The sequence below is a fragment of the Pseudomonadota bacterium genome (genome assembly GCA_038533575.1).
Classification (GTDB): domain Bacteria; phylum Pseudomonadota; class Alphaproteobacteria; order Rhodobacterales; family Rhodobacteraceae; genus Shimia_B.
The window spans coordinates 1-13,829 of the sequence record JBCAYL010000004.1 but is presented as its reverse complement, the minus strand read 5'-3'; the positions used below and the strand labels follow the sequence as shown (position 1 = coordinate 13,829).

Genomic DNA, 13,829 nt, shown 5'->3' with positions numbered 1-13,829 from the left:
ACCCTACGATTTCATAGCGCCGCAGGGTGCGCATCGCGCACCACGACGATCAGAACTTCAGACCGCCTTCGCGTGCGGCATCGGCCAGCGACTTGATCTTGCCATGGAAGAGGAAGCCGCCGCGGTCGAAGATGACCTCTTCGACGCCCGCCTTCTTGGCGCGCTCCGCGATCGCCGCGCCCACTTTAGAGGCCGCGTCCATGTTGTTCTTGCCCACGACGCCGAGATCCCTCTCGAGCGTGGAGGCCGAGGCCACCGTCTTGCCCGCCAAATCGTCGATCACCTGCACGGAGATGTTCTTGGACGAACGGTGCACGCTCAGCCGCGGCTTGCCGTTGGCCAGCTTGCGCAGCTTGTTGCGGTTGCGCAGGCGACGTTTCTGAAAAAGTTGGAGTTTGGAATTAGCCATCTTACTTCTTCTTTCCTTCCTTGCGGAAGATGAACTCGCCCTTGTAGCGGATACCTTTGCCCTTGTAGGGCTCCGGCTTGCGCCACTCGCGGATGTTTGCGGCCACTTGGCCCACCTGCTGCTCGTCGGCGCCCTCGATGACGATCTCGGTTTGCTTCGGGGCCGTGACGGTCACGCCCTGCGGCACATCGAAATTCACCTCGTGGCTGAGGCCGAGCGACAGCTTGAGTGTATTGCCCTGCATCTGGGCGCGGTAACCCACGCCCTGGATCTCGAGCTCTTTCTTGAAGCCCTCGGTGACACCCGTCACGCAGTTCTGCACCATAGTGCGGGACATGCCCCACTGCTGGCGCGCACGCTTGGATTTGCCGCGCGGCTCCACCGTCACCTTGCCGTCAGCGACAGCAAGGGTGACATCGTCTGTGGCCTTGAAGCTCCGGGTGCCCTTCGGCCCCTTCACCTCGATCATCTGGCCGGAAACCGTCGCCTCCACGCCGGAGGGCAGCTCGACCGGTTGTTTCCCAATACGAGACATCAGAACCTCCTTAGAAGACGGTGCAGAGCACTTCGCCGCCCACACCGTGGGAGCGCGCGCTTGCATCGGTCATGACACCCTTCGACGTGGTCACGATGGCCACGCCGAGGCCCTGGCGGACCTGCGGGATGTCGTTCTTGTTGAGATACACGCGACGGCCGGGCTTGGAGACCCGCTTGAGCTCGCGGATCACGGGCTCGCCCTCGTAGTACTTGAGGGAGATCTCGATGGCCGGGTGGCCGTCTTCGCCGGTCGTGGCTTCGAACCCGCGGATGTAGCCTTCATCGGCCAACACTTCGAGAACGCGCGCACGCGCCTTCGAGGCCGGGGTCATCACGGTGGATTTGCGACGCAGCTGGGCGTTGCGGATCCGGGTGAGCATATCGCCGATAGGATCGTTCATATCAGATACCCTCCCTTACCAGCTCGATTTGACCATGCCGGGGATCTGGCCCGCGGACCCGAGGTCCCTGAGCGCGATCCGGCTGATCTTCAGTTTGCGGTAATACGCGTGCGGACGGCCAGTGAGCTGGCAGCGGTTGTGCAGGCGCGTGGCCGAGGAATTGCGCGGCAGCTTCGCGAGCTTCAGCTGCGCCTTGAAGCGCTCTTCCATCGGGCGGCTTTCGTCGCGGGCGATCTCTTTGAGCTCGGCGCGCTTGGCGGCGTATTTCTTCACCAGGCGTTCGCGCTTTGCTTCACGGGCGATCATGGATTTCTTGGCCATGGATCAGTTTCCTTGCTTGGTGAAGGGCATGTTTAACTTGGCGAGCAGCGCGCGCGCCTCGTCGTCCGTCTGGGCCGTCGTCGTGATGATGACGTCCATGCCGAGCATGTCGACGACCTTGTCGAACTCGATCTCGGGGAAGACGATGTGTTCCTTGATGCCAAAGGCGTAATTGCCGCGCCCGTCAAACGACGTGGGCTTCACACCGCGGAAGTCGCGGATGCGCGGCATGGCGATGGTGATCAGGCGGTCGAGGAATTCGTACATCCGGTCACCGCGGAGCGTGACCTTCACGCCGAGCGGCATGTCCTCGCGGACACGGAAACCGGCGATGGAATTCTTCGCCTTCGTGATCACGGCCTTCTGGCCCGCGATCGCGGTCAGGTCTTCCTGCGCGGCCTTCACCTTCTTGGTGTCCTTCACGGCATCGCCCACGCCCATGTTCAGGACGATCTTGTCCAGACGCGGGATCATCATGTCGTTCGAGTAGCCGAACTCTTCCTTCATCGCCGCCTTGATCGTGCCCTTGTAGAGCTCTTTCAGGCGCGGGGTGTAGTTTGCGGTGTCCAGCATCAGACAGTCTCCCCCGTGGTCTTGGCGAAACGCACCTTCTTGCCGTCTTCCATGCGGAAGCCCACGCGGGTGGCCTTGCCCTTGGAGTCAAGCAGCGCGAGATTGCTCAGGTCGATCGGCATCGCCTTGGGGATGCGGCCGCCCTGGCTCTGCTGGCTCTGGCGCGTGTGACGGATGGCCATGTTGATGCCGTCAACGACGGCCTTGCCGGCCTTCGGGTCCACGGAAGAGATCTCCCCTTCCTTGCCCTTGTCCTTGCCTGCGAGCACGACGACCTTGTCGCCCTTCTTCAGTTTGGCTGCCATCTCAGAGCACCTCCGGGGCGAGCGAAATGATCTTCATGAAGTTCTTGGCGCGCAGCTCGCGCACGACCGGCCCAAAGATACGGGTGCCGATGGGCTCGCCCGAGTTGTTGAGGATCACGGCGGCGTTGCGGTCAAAGCGGATCGCGGTCCCGTCTTCACGGCGCACTTCCTTGGCGGTGCGAACGACGACGGCCTTGCGGACATCCCCCTTCTTCACACGGCCACGCGGAATGGCTTCCTTGACGGAGACGACGATGATGTCGCCGACCGAGGCGTATTTACGCTTCGAGCCGCCAAGAACCTTGATGCACTGCACCCGGCGCGCGCCGGAATTGTCAGCAACATCCAGATTCGTCTGCATCTGAATCATCGGTATACTCCCGACCTTGGGTGCCGCCCTGCAGGGGACATGGACACCCGGGTTTCGTATGGTCGCACCTAGCCTCCGGCAAGATGCGGATGGGGCCTCCTAAAGAAGCTCCTCGAGTCTCGCAACCCCTCAAGCATAGATTTGTTGCCGCTCCACGACGAAGGGCGGGTTTGAGCCCAACTCTTGAATTCGTCAGGGTGCAGCGAACGTCCGGTTCTGACGCTTGCCGATCGTCACAATCTGTGGATTTCTGCAAGCCCAAGAATTTATGAGGGAAACAGAATGATCGACACTAACGTATTGCTGACTTACTCGTTGATCGTTCTTGGCTTCGTTTTCATCCCCGGCCCCGCAACGCTGTTGACAGTGGCACGCGCCACGACGTCGGGGACCAAAGTGGGCATCGCGACTGGCGCTGGCATTACGGCTGGTGACTTCCTTCACACGATCATGGCCGTTGTCGGCATCTCTGCGATCATAGCGGCCTCCGCTACACTCTTCACCATCGTGAAGTACCTTGGCGCAGCCTATCTGGTATACCTTGGCTTGAAGGCCATCTTCGAGAAAACATCGGTCGATCTAGGCCAGGGGCGCGTTCCAATTACTGCCCCGCAGGCTTTCAGGCAGGCGATCTTGGCTGAGGTCCTGAACCCGAAAACAGCGCTATTCTTCCTCGCCTTTCTTCCGCAATTCGTTGCCCCGGAAAGTGGCTTCGTGGTCATGCAACTCAGCATCCTGGGTATCATCTTCGCATTGATTGGGTTTTTCAGCACAATCGTTTATTCAGTCGCAGCTGGCGGACTTGGAAATTTCTTGCGCCGCAACCCAACTGTCCTCAAATGGCAAGGGAAAGTCGTCGGCACCATTTACTGTGCCCTCGGTGTCCGTCTCGCTCTACAAGAGCGTTAAGCAGACATTCGCTCAACGGCAACTTCGTCCCGCAAAGCCGCCAACCCCATACTCCCTCATCCGCCTATAAAAAAACGCGCCCCTCTCTGGACGCGCTTTCAAATCTCGTAGGCCGGACTTCAGCCCGGCGCGGCCTCACGCGTCTGAGCCCGAATACACTTCCCAGCGCTTCGTCTTCGACTTGGGCGGGCATTCGATGATGCGCACGCTGTCGCCGATCTTGTACTCGTTCTTCTCGTCATGGGCGCGGTAGGTCTTGGACTTCCGCACGGTCTTTTGCAGGAGCGGGTGCTTGAAGCGGCGCTCGACGCTGACAGAGATCGTCTGGTCGTTCTTGTCGCCGGTCACAGTGCCGGTCAGGATACGCTTAGGCATTGTCGGCTGCTCCCGCTGCTTTCTCGTTGAGGATCGTCTTCACGCGCGCGGCATCACGCTTCACCTGCCGCATGCGGGCGGTGTTCTCCAGCTGGCCGGTGGCCTGCTGAAAGCGCAGGTTGAAGGCTTCCTTCTTGAGGCTGGTGAGCTCCTCGCGGAGCTGGTCGGGCGTTTTTTCCCGCAGTTCACTGGCGTTCATCACGCTCTCCTTTTCGTCTCACCGGTAGGCCCTGCCCGTTTGGCGACAGGTCACCCGATTCCCGGTGGGGTCTGAATGAGCGCCGCGTGTAGCGCCGTGCGGGGCGCCGCGCAAGCCCCCGCCATCCTTGCCAGAGGATGAACCGTCACGGGCCCTGCGACGCGTTCCTTCACGGGCGCGGAGCGGGCAGAAGCCATACGCAAGCCATACCCTATCCATACGCAAGCTGGCCGCGCCTCGCGGCCTCTCTGGACAAACGTAAACGCGCCGCGCTAGGCCGCGCCATGGCCATCTCAGACCTCTTCACCACCCGCCTCTACAAAGCCCGGCTGAACGATCATGGGCCGGGCGTTTCGGCGGAAGAGCTCGAGGCCTCGTGCCTCGCCATCGCCGAGGATGACGCGGCGGGCCAGGCGTGGTGCGAGGAGAATGACTTTCCAGGATACACCTCCTACGCCTCGCTCACAGATCTCGCCTGGCGGTTCCCGATCTTTGCGGACGTCGTGGCGTCGCTCGATGCCCATGTGGCTGAATTCGCTGACGCATTGGCGTTTGATCTAGGCGAGAAGAAGCTCCTGCTCGAGGATATCTGGATTAACATCCTGCCCGAGGGCGGGATCCACACGGCGCATCTGCATCCACATTCGGTGATCTCGGGGACGACCTATGTCGCCATGCCGGAGGGCACCTCGGCGCTCAAGCTCGAGGACCCGCGGCTCGCCATGATGATGGCCGCCCCGCCCCGCCGCGCGGACGCGCCCGAGGCCCTGCGCCAGTTCGTCTACGCCAAGCCCGCCATGGGCGACGTCCTCCTCTGGGAAAGCTGGCTGCGCCACGAGGTCCCGATGAACATGGCCGAAGAAGACCGCATCTCCGTCAGCTTCAATTATCGGTGGGGCTGAGGGCCACGAATGTCTGCAAAAATTCGTGGCGCCGCAAGGCGTTCAAGATTTTTGCAAGCCCTCATGGGCCATCACCTCGGCACCGTTGTGGATGAGGCGCGAGCGCCACGGAATCGGGTTGCGCAGCGCGAAATGAGCCATGCAGGCATTCTCCGCCTCCTCCATCAGGTCGCGGATGCGCTCCTCCGGCTCGTCGCTTTCGATCAGGACATGGGTCTCGATCCCCTCCATCGACCCCTCGGTCGTATGCCCGAGCTGGCGCATGTTCGAGAGGTTCGTCTTGAAGCCCACCTTTTGCTCCAGTTTCATCGCCTTAATCTCGATGCCGCGCGCCGTGTAGATATCCGTCAGATGGGTCATCAGGCAAAAGCCGATGCCCGCGCACATGAAAGCGAGCGGCGGCGGCGCGGTATCATCGCCCACCGGCGTCTGCTCATCGCAGTAGAGGCGCACCGCGGAGAAGCCGGGGATATTCACCTGCACCGAGCCCGTCTTCTTCTGCCGCCCGGCGGATTCCGCCGTCAGCACGACCTCGAATTCGAGCGGTTCAGGCGGTTTGGCCTTTTTAAACGGTTTGGCCTCAAATTGCGTGGGCTCGGGCAAATCCTCGCCGCGCTCTCCGACGTGATAGTCGCTCATGGTGCACTCCTTGGTTCCAGCGCGCACCATAGCCATCCGCGGGACTTTGGCGAGGGCATCCTAGTGCCGGGCCCGGCGCGCTCCATTCTCCGATTGGTCCTGGGCGTCGCAGTCCAAAGAGGAGCGATGCGCAAAGAAAAACGCGGCCCCGAGGGGCCGCGCTTTCATCTCTCACCGTAGGGTGCGCAGGGCGCACCGCCCGGTTTACCAGTCCTCGCGGAGCACCACGCGGCTCTTGATCGGCAGCTTCATCGCCGCCAGGCGCAGGGCCTCGCGCGCGACGGCATCATTCACGCCGTCGATCTCGAACATCACGCGGCCGGGCTTCACCTTCGCGGTCCAGCGGTCCACGGAGCCTTTACCCTTACCCATCCGCACTTCGATCGGCTTGGCCGTCACCGGCACATCCGGGAAGATGCGGATCCAGACGCGACCCTGACGCTTCATGTGGCGCGTCATGGCACGACGGGCCGCCTCGATCTGGCGCGCGGTGATGCGCTCCGGCTCGAGGGCCTTGAGGCCGTAGGTGCCGAAGTTCAGGTCGGACCCGCCCTTCGCTTCGCCCCGGATGCGGCCCTTATGGGCCTTCCGGAATTTCGTACGCTTTGGCTGTAGCATGTCTCTCTACCTCCCTCAGCGACGGCCGCCGGCACCGCGCGGTGCAGGACCATCCTGAAGCTCTTGCGCCTTGCGATCCCGTGCGGACGGATCATGCTCCATGATCTCGCCTTTGAAGATCCAGACCTTCACGCCGATGATGCCATAGGGCGTCACGGCTTCGGCCAGCGCATAGTCGATGTCGGCACGCAGGGTGTGAAGCGGTACGCGGCCCTCACGATACCACTCCGTCCGCGCGATCTCCGCACCGCCAAGGCGGCCGGCCACGTTCACGCGGATGCCGAGGGCACCCATGCGCATCGCGTTCTGCACGCCGCGCTTCATGGCACGCCGGAAGGACACGCGACGCTCGAGCTGCTGCGCGATGGACTCGGCCACCAGCTGCGCGTCGAGCTCGGGCTTCCGGACTTCGACGATGTTGAGGTGCAGCTCGCTGTCGGTCATGTTCGCGACCTTCTTGCGCAGCGTCTCGATATCGGCGCCCTTCTTGCCGATGATCACGCCGGGGCGCGCCGTGTGGATCGTCACGCGGCACTTCTTGTGCGGCCGCTCGATGATCACGCGGCTGACGCCCGCCTGCTTGCACTCTTCCTTGATGAAATCGCGGATCTTGAGATCCTCGAGCAGGAGGTCACCGTAATCCTTGGTGTCCGCGTACCAGCGGCTGTCCCAGGTGCGGTTGACCTGTAGACGCATCCCCACGGGGTTTACTTTATGTCCCATTAGGCTTGCTCCTCGATCTGGCGCACCTTGATGGTGAGTTCCGAGAACGGCTTGATGATGCGGCCAAAGCGGCCCCGGGCGCGCGGACGGCCGCGCTTCATCGTCAGGTTCTTGCCCACCCAGGCCTCGGCGACGACGAGCTCGTCGACATCCAGGTTGTGGTTGTTCTCGGCGTTGGCGATGGCCGACTGAAGGCACTTCTTCACGTCAACCGCGATCCGCTTTTTCGAGAAGGTCAGGTCCGTGAGGGCCTTTTCCACCTTCTTGCCGCGGATCATGGCGGCCACCAGGTTCAGTTTCTGCGGGCTCGTGCGAAGCATGCGCGTTTTCGCCATGGCTTCGTTTTCGGCCACGCGGCGGGGGTTCTTTTCCTTGCCCATGACTTACTTCCGCTTCGCTTTCTTGTCCGCGGCGTGCCCATAGTAGGTGCGCGTCGGGGAGTATTCACCGAACTTCTGGCCGATCATCTCCTCGGAGACGAGCACAGGGACGTGCTTCTTGCCGTTGTAGACGCCGAACGTCAGGCCCACGAACTGGGGCAGGATCGTCGAGCGACGGGACCAGATCTTGATGACTTCATTGCGCCCGCTCTCGCGAGCCTTCTCGGCCTTCTTGAGGACATAGCTGTCCACGAAAGGGCCTTTCCATACAGAGCGTGACATGGATTACCGCCCCTTCTTCTTGGCGTGCCGCGAGCGGATGATGAGCTTCTGGCTGGCCTTGTTCTTGTTGCGGGTGCGCTTGCCCTTGGTGGGCTGGCCCCAGGGCGAGACGGGGTGACGGCCACCGGAGGTCCGGCCCTCACCACCACCATGGGGGTGATCGACCGGGTTCATCACGACACCACGCACGGAGGGGCGGATGCCCTTGTGGCGGTTGCGACCGGCCTTGCCGAAGTTCTGATTGGAATTGTCCGGGTTCGAGACCGCGCCCACCGTGGCCATGCATTCCTGGCGCACGAGGCGGAGCTCGCCGGAGCTGAGCCGGATCTGCGCGTAGCCGCCGTCGCGGCCGACGAACTGGGCGTAGGTGCCTGCCGCGCGGGCGATCTGGCCGCCTTTGCCGGGCTTCAGCTCGATATTGTGGACGATCGTGCCGATGGGCATGCCCTGGAACGGCATCGCGTTGCCGGGCTTGATATCGACCTTCTGACCGGCCACGACCTGATCGCCGATGGCGATGCGCTGGGGCGCGAGGATATAGGCCTGTTCGCCGTCCTCGTACTTCAGGAGCGCGATGAACGCGGTGCGGTTCGGGTCATACTCGATGCGCACGACCGTGGCCGTAACATCATGTTTTGTCCGCTTGAAATCGACGATCCGATAGAGACGCTTCGCGCCCCCGCCCTTGCGGCGCATCGTGATCCGTCCGGTGTTGTTACGGCCACCATTCTTGGTGAGGCCTTCCGTGAGCGCCTTGACAGGACGCCCCTTCCACAGCTCCGAACGGTCGATCAGAACCAGCCCACGCTGGCCCGGCGTCGTCGGCTTGTACGACTTGAGTGCCATGTTAACTGTCTTCCGTTTTCAGACACCCCGGTTGCCCGGGGCTATGTAAGCCGGGCAGGCCCGGCGGAGTATAGGGCCCCGAAGGTCCCCGGTTTGTCTCGTTTTGTACAAATCTCAGAGCCCAAATGGGCATTTTGTACAAAACTCAGAGGCCCCGGAGAATCCGAGGCCGCCACGAGATGGGGGCGTGTAGCAGGGGGTGGGTGGGGTGTCTAGGGCGATAGACGCTCAATATTCTCCGAAGAGGATCTTAAACATCGTCGTCCTCGACGTCCGCTTCCTTGTACTCAAGGAGCCTCATCTGCTGCTTTTCTCCGCGTAAGACTTGAATCACTTGCCGCAGCTCTTCCACGACCTCGCTGATTTCTTTATCTGCTTCGTCGGCACTCAAGCTGGGTGGCAGAACGTAATCCACATCACCTCCGGCTTCTGAAAAAGATATGTGTTTATCAATGCCTTTCTGAAGCTTCGCTAGTTTCTCTTTCGAAGCCCCTGGTGCCATTTTCTTGATGTCCTCAAGTATCTTCTTTTTTCCCTCGCTTTTTCGCTTGTTCTCTTGGCGTTGAAGATCTTCGCGAATGGCCTGCGACATCATACGGGACTTCTCTAGCTCCTCGCGCTTTTATTGGAAATCGAGGTAGTCGTTGGCCATGCTCGCAATGTGCTTAGAAATTGTGGCCAGAATTTTAGTAACAATTGGCGCTGCGCTAAGTGTCAAAATGATCGAGCCATTCTGTGCCCCCACGACGGAAACATCGCTGGACTTTTCGCCCGCCACCTCCGCCGCTCCGGCAACAATTAACTCCCAGTCAGAGGCCGATCGCTTCCATTCTTGCATCGTCTCGATTGATGCATCATTTTGAAAAACTACACTAAGCACATAAGGAGAAGACCCTTCGCCGGACGCTCGGGATGAAAACCCAATTTGAATCGCGGCGGACTTCAGCGATTTCAGTTTTGTCCTAGCCTGCTGAAGGTCACTTAGGCCTTCTTTGATCGTTTGAAATGTTGTTGCTGGATCAAAGGTTGTCGACTGAACCTTTCTTCGCACCCAATCCTTGCCTGCACGACCGACGAGGTGTGCCACATCCAGTTGCTCCAAGACGTGGATTTGCATGGTAGAAAGCTCTGAGGTCGTCATATCTGAGAGCTCTCGCATTAAGTCCTTGAGAGGCTGGGAGACCGGCTGTTGGTTGGGATGCTGAGAGTTATTTTGAAGCACTGAGACCAAGGCCTCGTACTGGGTTTCGATGTCTGCCAGCGAACGTTCGAACCATTCCGCTAGCTCAATCACCTGTTCTATTTCCACAGGCGGTCCTCCTTCCGGCGCTTGACGAAGGGTGAACATACTGCGAACAACTGTAAAGATTAGAACCCTCCATTTCTTTTGCGATAAACGGGCGTCACGCTTATGAGATCGCGTAAAACGACCCGTAAAAGAGGGCCGAGCGTCGCTTCGGCCCTTCTCAAGGGATACTTCAGATTACAGCAGCTCCAGCGACCCGGCGCTTTCGCGGCCGTCGCGGCCGGCTTCGAGCTCGTAGCTGACTTTCCGGTTGTCGGCGAGGCCGGTGAGACCGGAGCGCTCGACCGCGCGGATGTGGACGAAGACATCCTTGCCGTAGTCGCTTGACAAACTTTGCCATCCGCCCCAGATTCCCACCATGGCCACAATGAACGTCTCCCTTCCCGACCAGATGAAAGCCTTCGTCGAGGCGCAGTCTGAGGATGGGAAGTTTTCCAATGCGAGCGACTATGTCCGCCACCTGATCCGGCAGGACCAGGAGCGGCAGCAGGCGATTGCGGAGTTGCAGGCGCTCGTGGATGAGGCGGAGGCGAGCGGCCCGGCGCAGCCTTGGGACCCAGATGAGTTCCTGAAGCGGATGCACGCCAAGCATCGTGTCTGATCTGTCCATCGTCATTCGCCCGCGGGCGGATGACGACCTCGACGACATCTGGCTCTACACGGCACGGGAATGGTCGGTGGCTCAGGCGGATAGCTACATCATGAGCTTGCATGCCGCCTTCTCGCGGCTCTCGAACAATCCGGAGATCTGTCGCGAGCGGACCGAGTTTCAGCCACCAATCCGCCTCTACCAAAGCGGAAAGCACCATGTGATCTATCGTGTGATGGAGGGCCAACTGCTCATCATGCGGGTGCTGCACATCCGCCGAGACTGGCAAGCCGAGTTCACAAACTGAAAAGGCCCACCTCTCGGCAGGGCCTTTCCAAAGCATTTCGGCAGCTTACAGCAGCTCCAGCGACCCGGCGCTTTCGCGGCCGTCGCGGCCGGCTTCGAGCTCGTAGCTGACTTTCTGGTTGTCGGCGAGGCCGGTGAGGCCGGAGCGCTCGACCGCGCGGATGTGGACGAAGACGTCCTTGCCGCCGCCTTCGGGCGCGATGAAGCCGTAGCCTTTATCGGTGTTGAACCATTTCACGGTGCCAGTGGGCATGCCGTCTCTCCTATATCAGTCCTGCCCGCGGGATGCGGCAGCGTGGCGTTGTCAGTCACAATCGAGTGCCGAACGCCGGATAACGGAGAAGGGTCGATGGGGTAACGTAGCAGGGGCGCTATGCGCTCCCACGCGCGTCCGGTCAAGGAGAAAGGAAAAGGCCCCACCTTTCGGCGGGGCCTCTCCTGTCTTGTCTGCGCGGGCCCGGGGCCCTGCGATCAGAGGCCGGTGGTCACGTCGATCGTGTTGCCCTCTTCGAGGGTCACGTAGGCCTTCTTCACGTCCTTCCTCGTGCCGGGGCGGCCGCGGAAGCGCTTTGACTTGCCCTTCGTGATGGTCGTGTTCACCGCCTTCACCTTCACGCCGAAGACGGCCTCCACGGCCTCCTTGATCTGCGGCTTGGTGGACGCAATGTCGACCTCGAACACGACGGCGCCGTGCTCGGACGCCATGGTGGTCTTCTCGGTGACCAGCGGCCTGCGGATCACGTCGTAGTGGTTGGCTGCAGCGCTCATTTCAGGCGGGCCTCCAGAGCTTCGACACCGGCCTTTGTCAGCACCAGCGTGTCGCGTTTCAGGATGTCCATGACGTTGGCGCCCATGGACGGCAGGATGTCGAGCCCCTCGATGTTGCGCGATGCCTGGGCGAAGCCCTCGTTGACCTCCGCGCCGTCGATGACGAGCGCGCGCTTCCAGCCGAGGTTCCTCACCTGCTTTGCCAGCGCGCCCGTCTTGCCGTCGGCTTCGGCCGCGTCGAGGATCACGATCGCGCCTTCCTTGGCCTTGGCCGAGAGCGCGTGCATGAGCCCGAGCTTGCGGAACTTCTTCGGCAGGTCATGGGCGTGGGAGCGCGGCGTCGGGCCCTTGTAGATGCCCCCCTTGCGGAAGATCGGCGCGTTGCGGTCACCGTGGCGTGCGCCGCCGGTGCCCTTCTGGCGATAGATCTTCTTGGTGGAGTAGGACGTCTCCGACCGCGTCTTGACCTTGTGGGTGCCCTGCTGCGCCTTGTTGCGCTGCCAGCGGACGACGCGGTGCAGGATGTCGGCGCGGGGCTCGAGGCCGAAAAGGGCCTCGTCGAGCTCCACGGAGCCGGCCTTGCCGCCGTCCAGTTTGATGACGTCGAGTTTCATTATTCGTCACCTTCCTTCTTTTCGGGTTCGGAATTGTCCGTCTCCGAGTTTTCTTCGGCGATCTGCGCCTCGGCTTCCTGCAGCGCGGCCTCCTGGGCGGCGGCCTCCTCTGCGAGGCGCGCCTCCTCGGCGGCGCGGGCTTCGGCTTCGGCGGCGGCGGCGGCTTCCTCGGCGGCCTTCTGGGCCTCGCGCTTGGAGCTCATGAGCGCCGCGGGCAGGATTACGTTCTCGGGCGTGGGCTTTTTCACCGCGTCCTTGATCGTCACCCAGCCGCCTTTGGAGCCCGGGACGGCGCCCTTGACCATGATGAGGCCGCGGTCGCTGTCGGTCTTGATGACCTGCAGGTTCTGTGTGGTCACGCGAGCCGCGCCCATGTGGCCGGCCATCTTCTTGCCCTTGAAGACCTTGCCGGGGTCCTGACACTGGCCGGTGGAGCCGTGGGAGCGGTGGGAGATCGACACACCGTGGGAGGCGCGAAGGCCCCCGAAATTGTGCCGCTTCATCGCGCCCGCGAAGCCCTTACCGATGGAGGTGCCGGTGACGTCCACGAACTGCCCCTCGAAGTAATGGTCGGCGATGATCTCCTCGCCCACTTCGATGAGGTTTTCGGGGGCCACGCGGAACTCCGCGACCTTGCGCTTCGGCTCCACCTTGGCGGCGGCGAAATGGCCGCGCAAGGGGGCGGAGGTGCGCTTGGCCTTGGCCGTGCCTGCACCGAGCTGAACGGCGGAGTAGCCGTCTTTCTCGGCGGTGCGCTGCGCGACGACCTGGAGGTTGTCGAGCTGAAGCACCGTGACGGGGACCTGCTTGCCATCTTCCTGGAAGATGCGGGTCATCCCCACTTTCTTTGCGATAACGCCAGAGCGTAGCATGTGAGGCCTCCCTTACACCGAGATTTGCACGTCGACGCCGGCGGCGAGGTCGAGCTTCATGAGCGCGTCCACGGTCTGCGGCGTCGGATCGACGATGTCGAGAAGCCGCTTGTGGGTGCGGATCTCGAACTGGTCACGGCTCTTCTTGTCCACGTGGGGGCCACGCAGAACGGTGAACCGCTCGATCTTGTTGGGGAGCGGGATCGGGCCCCGCACTTGCGCACCGGTGCGCTTGGCGGTGTTCAGGATTTCCTGCGTGCTCGCATCGAGAACGCGGTAATCGAACGCCTTGAGCCGGATGCGAATGGTCTGGCTAGCGGCCATCTTGTTTCCTTTCGTTGAGAGGTGGACGGCTCCCGCCCACGTCGAACCTTCGTTATTGAGGGGCTGGTTCGTGGCCAGCCCCCTTACTTTATTCTGCGCCGTGTGAGTTCTCGGGAGCTTCCTTGCGGAAGCCCCTGCCACTCACCTCGAGCATCATCATTCAATGATGCTCGATACAACACCGGCGCCGACGGTGCGGCCGCCTTCGCGGATGGCGAAGCGGAGGCCGTTTTCCATCGCGATCGGCGCGATCAGCTCAAC

At 61.8% G+C, this 13,829-nt stretch carries 28 protein-coding genes; 4 read left to right on the top strand and 24 right to left on the bottom strand.

The annotated features are described in order from the left end of the window. Nucleotides 1-49: 49 nt before the first annotated feature. The 7 genes from rplR to rplN are packed head-to-tail and all read right to left on the bottom strand — an operon-like array spanning nucleotide 50 to nucleotide 2,916. A complete protein-coding gene (gene rplR / locus AAFM92_15295) occupies nucleotides 50-409 on the bottom strand; it encodes a 50S ribosomal protein L18 (protein ID MEL7301742.1) in 360 nt (119 codons plus the stop codon). Between the two features lies 1 nt (nucleotide 410). After that, complete coding sequence (gene rplF, locus AAFM92_15290; GenBank protein ID MEL7301741.1) at nucleotides 411-944, bottom strand: 50S ribosomal protein L6; 534 nt, start codon at nucleotides 942-944, stop codon at nucleotides 411-413. A gap of 10 nt (nucleotides 945-954) precedes the next feature. Further along, nucleotides 955-1,347 (bottom strand): 30S ribosomal protein S8, encoded by a 393-nt coding sequence (gene rpsH, locus AAFM92_15285; GenBank protein MEL7301740.1) that lies wholly within the window; start codon nucleotides 1,345-1,347, stop codon nucleotides 955-957. A 15-nt stretch (nucleotides 1,348-1,362) separates the two neighbouring features. Then, on the bottom strand, nucleotides 1,363-1,668 hold the full coding sequence (rpsN, locus tag AAFM92_15280) for a 30S ribosomal protein S14 (GenBank protein MEL7301739.1): 306 nt from the start codon (nucleotides 1,666-1,668) through the stop codon (nucleotides 1,363-1,365). 3 nt (nucleotides 1,669-1,671) lie between these two features. Further along, entirely contained in the window at nucleotides 1,672-2,241 is a 570-nt protein-coding gene (gene rplE / locus AAFM92_15275) for a 50S ribosomal protein L5 (protein MEL7301738.1), read from the bottom strand. Then, nucleotides 2,241-2,546: a 50S ribosomal protein L24 gene (gene rplX / locus AAFM92_15270; GenBank protein MEL7301737.1), complete on the bottom strand. Its 306-nt coding sequence runs from the start codon at nucleotides 2,544-2,546 to the stop codon at nucleotides 2,241-2,243. Before rplX ends, rplE begins: the two co-directional genes overlap by 1 nt. 1 nt (nucleotide 2,547) lies before the next feature. Further along, nucleotides 2,548-2,916: a 50S ribosomal protein L14 gene (gene rplN, locus AAFM92_15265; GenBank protein MEL7301736.1), complete on the bottom strand. Its 369-nt coding sequence runs from the start codon at nucleotides 2,914-2,916 to the stop codon at nucleotides 2,548-2,550. A 282-nt stretch (nucleotides 2,917-3,198) separates the two neighbouring features. Here rplN and AAFM92_15260 point away from each other — a divergent pair, with 282 nt between their 5' ends. Continuing rightward, nucleotides 3,199-3,825: a LysE family translocator gene (locus AAFM92_15260; GenBank protein ID MEL7301735.1), complete on the top strand. Its 627-nt coding sequence runs from the start codon at nucleotides 3,199-3,201 to the stop codon at nucleotides 3,823-3,825. 135 nt (nucleotides 3,826-3,960) lie between these two features. Here the strand turns inward: AAFM92_15260 and rpsQ are convergent, their stop codons facing one another. After that, a complete protein-coding gene (gene rpsQ / locus AAFM92_15255) occupies nucleotides 3,961-4,200 on the bottom strand; it encodes a 30S ribosomal protein S17 (protein MEL7301734.1) in 240 nt (79 codons plus the stop codon). After that, a complete protein-coding gene (gene rpmC, locus AAFM92_15250) occupies nucleotides 4,193-4,399 on the bottom strand; it encodes a 50S ribosomal protein L29 (GenBank protein ID MEL7301733.1) in 207 nt (68 codons plus the stop codon). The genes rpsQ and rpmC overlap by 8 nt, the downstream gene beginning before the upstream one ends. Before the next feature lie 284 nt (nucleotides 4,400-4,683). Here rpmC and AAFM92_15245 point away from each other — a divergent pair, with 284 nt between their 5' ends. Then, nucleotides 4,684-5,301 (top strand): TIGR02466 family protein, encoded by a 618-nt coding sequence (locus AAFM92_15245; protein ID MEL7301732.1) that lies wholly within the window; start codon nucleotides 4,684-4,686, stop codon nucleotides 5,299-5,301. A gap of 42 nt (nucleotides 5,302-5,343) precedes the next feature. On the opposite strand, the gene AAFM92_15240 is transcribed toward AAFM92_15245, so the two are convergent. The 9 genes from AAFM92_15240 to AAFM92_15200 form a co-directional block, all read right to left on the bottom strand. Continuing rightward, a complete protein-coding gene (locus AAFM92_15240) occupies nucleotides 5,344-5,940 on the bottom strand; it encodes an OsmC family protein (GenBank protein MEL7301731.1) in 597 nt (198 codons plus the stop codon). Between the two features lie 204 nt (nucleotides 5,941-6,144). Next, complete coding sequence (gene rplP, locus AAFM92_15235; protein ID MEL7301730.1) at nucleotides 6,145-6,558, bottom strand: 50S ribosomal protein L16; 414 nt, start codon at nucleotides 6,556-6,558, stop codon at nucleotides 6,145-6,147. A 15-nt stretch (nucleotides 6,559-6,573) separates the two neighbouring features. Beyond that, entirely contained in the window at nucleotides 6,574-7,281 is a 708-nt protein-coding gene (gene rpsC / locus AAFM92_15230; GenBank protein ID MEL7301729.1) for a 30S ribosomal protein S3, read from the bottom strand. Continuing rightward, nucleotides 7,281-7,661, bottom strand: coding sequence for a 50S ribosomal protein L22 (gene rplV / locus AAFM92_15225; GenBank protein MEL7301728.1), 381 nt, complete (start codon nucleotides 7,659-7,661; stop codon nucleotides 7,281-7,283). Before rplV ends, rpsC begins: the two co-directional genes overlap by 1 nt. Nucleotides 7,662-7,664: 3 nt before the next feature. Then, on the bottom strand, nucleotides 7,665-7,943 hold the full coding sequence (gene rpsS / locus AAFM92_15220; GenBank protein ID MEL7301727.1) for a 30S ribosomal protein S19: 279 nt from the start codon (nucleotides 7,941-7,943) through the stop codon (nucleotides 7,665-7,667). Between the two features lie 3 nt (nucleotides 7,944-7,946). Further along, nucleotides 7,947-8,789, bottom strand: a complete 843-nt coding sequence (gene rplB, locus AAFM92_15215) for a 50S ribosomal protein L2 (GenBank protein ID MEL7301726.1) — start codon at nucleotides 8,787-8,789, stop codon at nucleotides 7,947-7,949. 250 nt (nucleotides 8,790-9,039) lie between these two features. Beyond that, nucleotides 9,040-9,384, bottom strand: a complete 345-nt coding sequence (locus tag AAFM92_15210; GenBank protein ID MEL7301725.1) for a hypothetical protein — start codon at nucleotides 9,382-9,384, stop codon at nucleotides 9,040-9,042. Between the two features lie 27 nt (nucleotides 9,385-9,411). Continuing rightward, nucleotides 9,412-10,098 carry a hypothetical protein gene (locus tag AAFM92_15205; GenBank protein MEL7301724.1) on the bottom strand — a complete coding sequence of 229 codons (687 nt, stop codon included), beginning with the start codon at nucleotides 10,096-10,098 and terminating at the stop codon, nucleotides 9,412-9,414. A gap of 174 nt (nucleotides 10,099-10,272) precedes the next feature. Continuing rightward, the gene (locus AAFM92_15200) at nucleotides 10,273-10,455 is read right to left on the bottom strand and encodes a cold shock domain-containing protein (protein ID MEL7301723.1); all 183 of its coding nucleotides are present in this window, start codon (nucleotides 10,453-10,455) and stop codon (nucleotides 10,273-10,275) included. Between AAFM92_15200 and AAFM92_15195 the strand changes: the two genes are divergently transcribed. Both AAFM92_15195 and AAFM92_15190 read left to right on the top strand, forming a co-directional pair. Further along, entirely contained in the window at nucleotides 10,454-10,696 is a 243-nt protein-coding gene (locus AAFM92_15195) for a type II toxin-antitoxin system ParD family antitoxin (GenBank protein MEL7301722.1), read from the top strand. The genes AAFM92_15200 and AAFM92_15195 overlap by 2 nt on opposite strands. Next, nucleotides 10,689-10,991: a type II toxin-antitoxin system RelE/ParE family toxin gene (locus tag AAFM92_15190; GenBank protein MEL7301721.1), complete on the top strand. Its 303-nt coding sequence runs from the start codon at nucleotides 10,689-10,691 to the stop codon at nucleotides 10,989-10,991. The genes AAFM92_15195 and AAFM92_15190 overlap by 8 nt, the downstream gene beginning before the upstream one ends. 45 nt (nucleotides 10,992-11,036) lie before the next feature. On the opposite strand, the gene AAFM92_15185 is transcribed toward AAFM92_15190, so the two are convergent. From AAFM92_15185 to AAFM92_15160, 6 genes are all read right to left on the bottom strand, one after another. Further along, complete coding sequence (locus AAFM92_15185; GenBank protein MEL7301720.1) at nucleotides 11,037-11,243, bottom strand: cold-shock protein; 207 nt, start codon at nucleotides 11,241-11,243, stop codon at nucleotides 11,037-11,039. A gap of 218 nt (nucleotides 11,244-11,461) precedes the next feature. Further along, entirely contained in the window at nucleotides 11,462-11,758 is a 297-nt protein-coding gene (locus AAFM92_15180; GenBank protein MEL7301719.1) for a 50S ribosomal protein L23, read from the bottom strand. Further along, on the bottom strand, nucleotides 11,755-12,372 hold the full coding sequence (gene rplD, locus AAFM92_15175) for a 50S ribosomal protein L4 (GenBank protein ID MEL7301718.1): 618 nt from the start codon (nucleotides 12,370-12,372) through the stop codon (nucleotides 11,755-11,757). Before rplD ends, AAFM92_15180 begins: the two co-directional genes overlap by 4 nt. Beyond that, a complete protein-coding gene (gene rplC, locus AAFM92_15170) occupies nucleotides 12,372-13,244 on the bottom strand; it encodes a 50S ribosomal protein L3 (protein MEL7301717.1) in 873 nt (290 codons plus the stop codon). The genes rplD and rplC overlap by 1 nt, the downstream gene beginning before the upstream one ends. A gap of 12 nt (nucleotides 13,245-13,256) precedes the next feature. Next, a complete protein-coding gene (gene rpsJ, locus AAFM92_15165) occupies nucleotides 13,257-13,568 on the bottom strand; it encodes a 30S ribosomal protein S10 (protein ID MEL7301716.1) in 312 nt (103 codons plus the stop codon). A gap of 156 nt (nucleotides 13,569-13,724) precedes the next feature. Further along, nucleotides 13,725-13,829 (bottom strand): elongation factor Tu (locus AAFM92_15160; GenBank protein ID MEL7301715.1); only part of this gene is annotated, 105 nt, incomplete at its 5' end.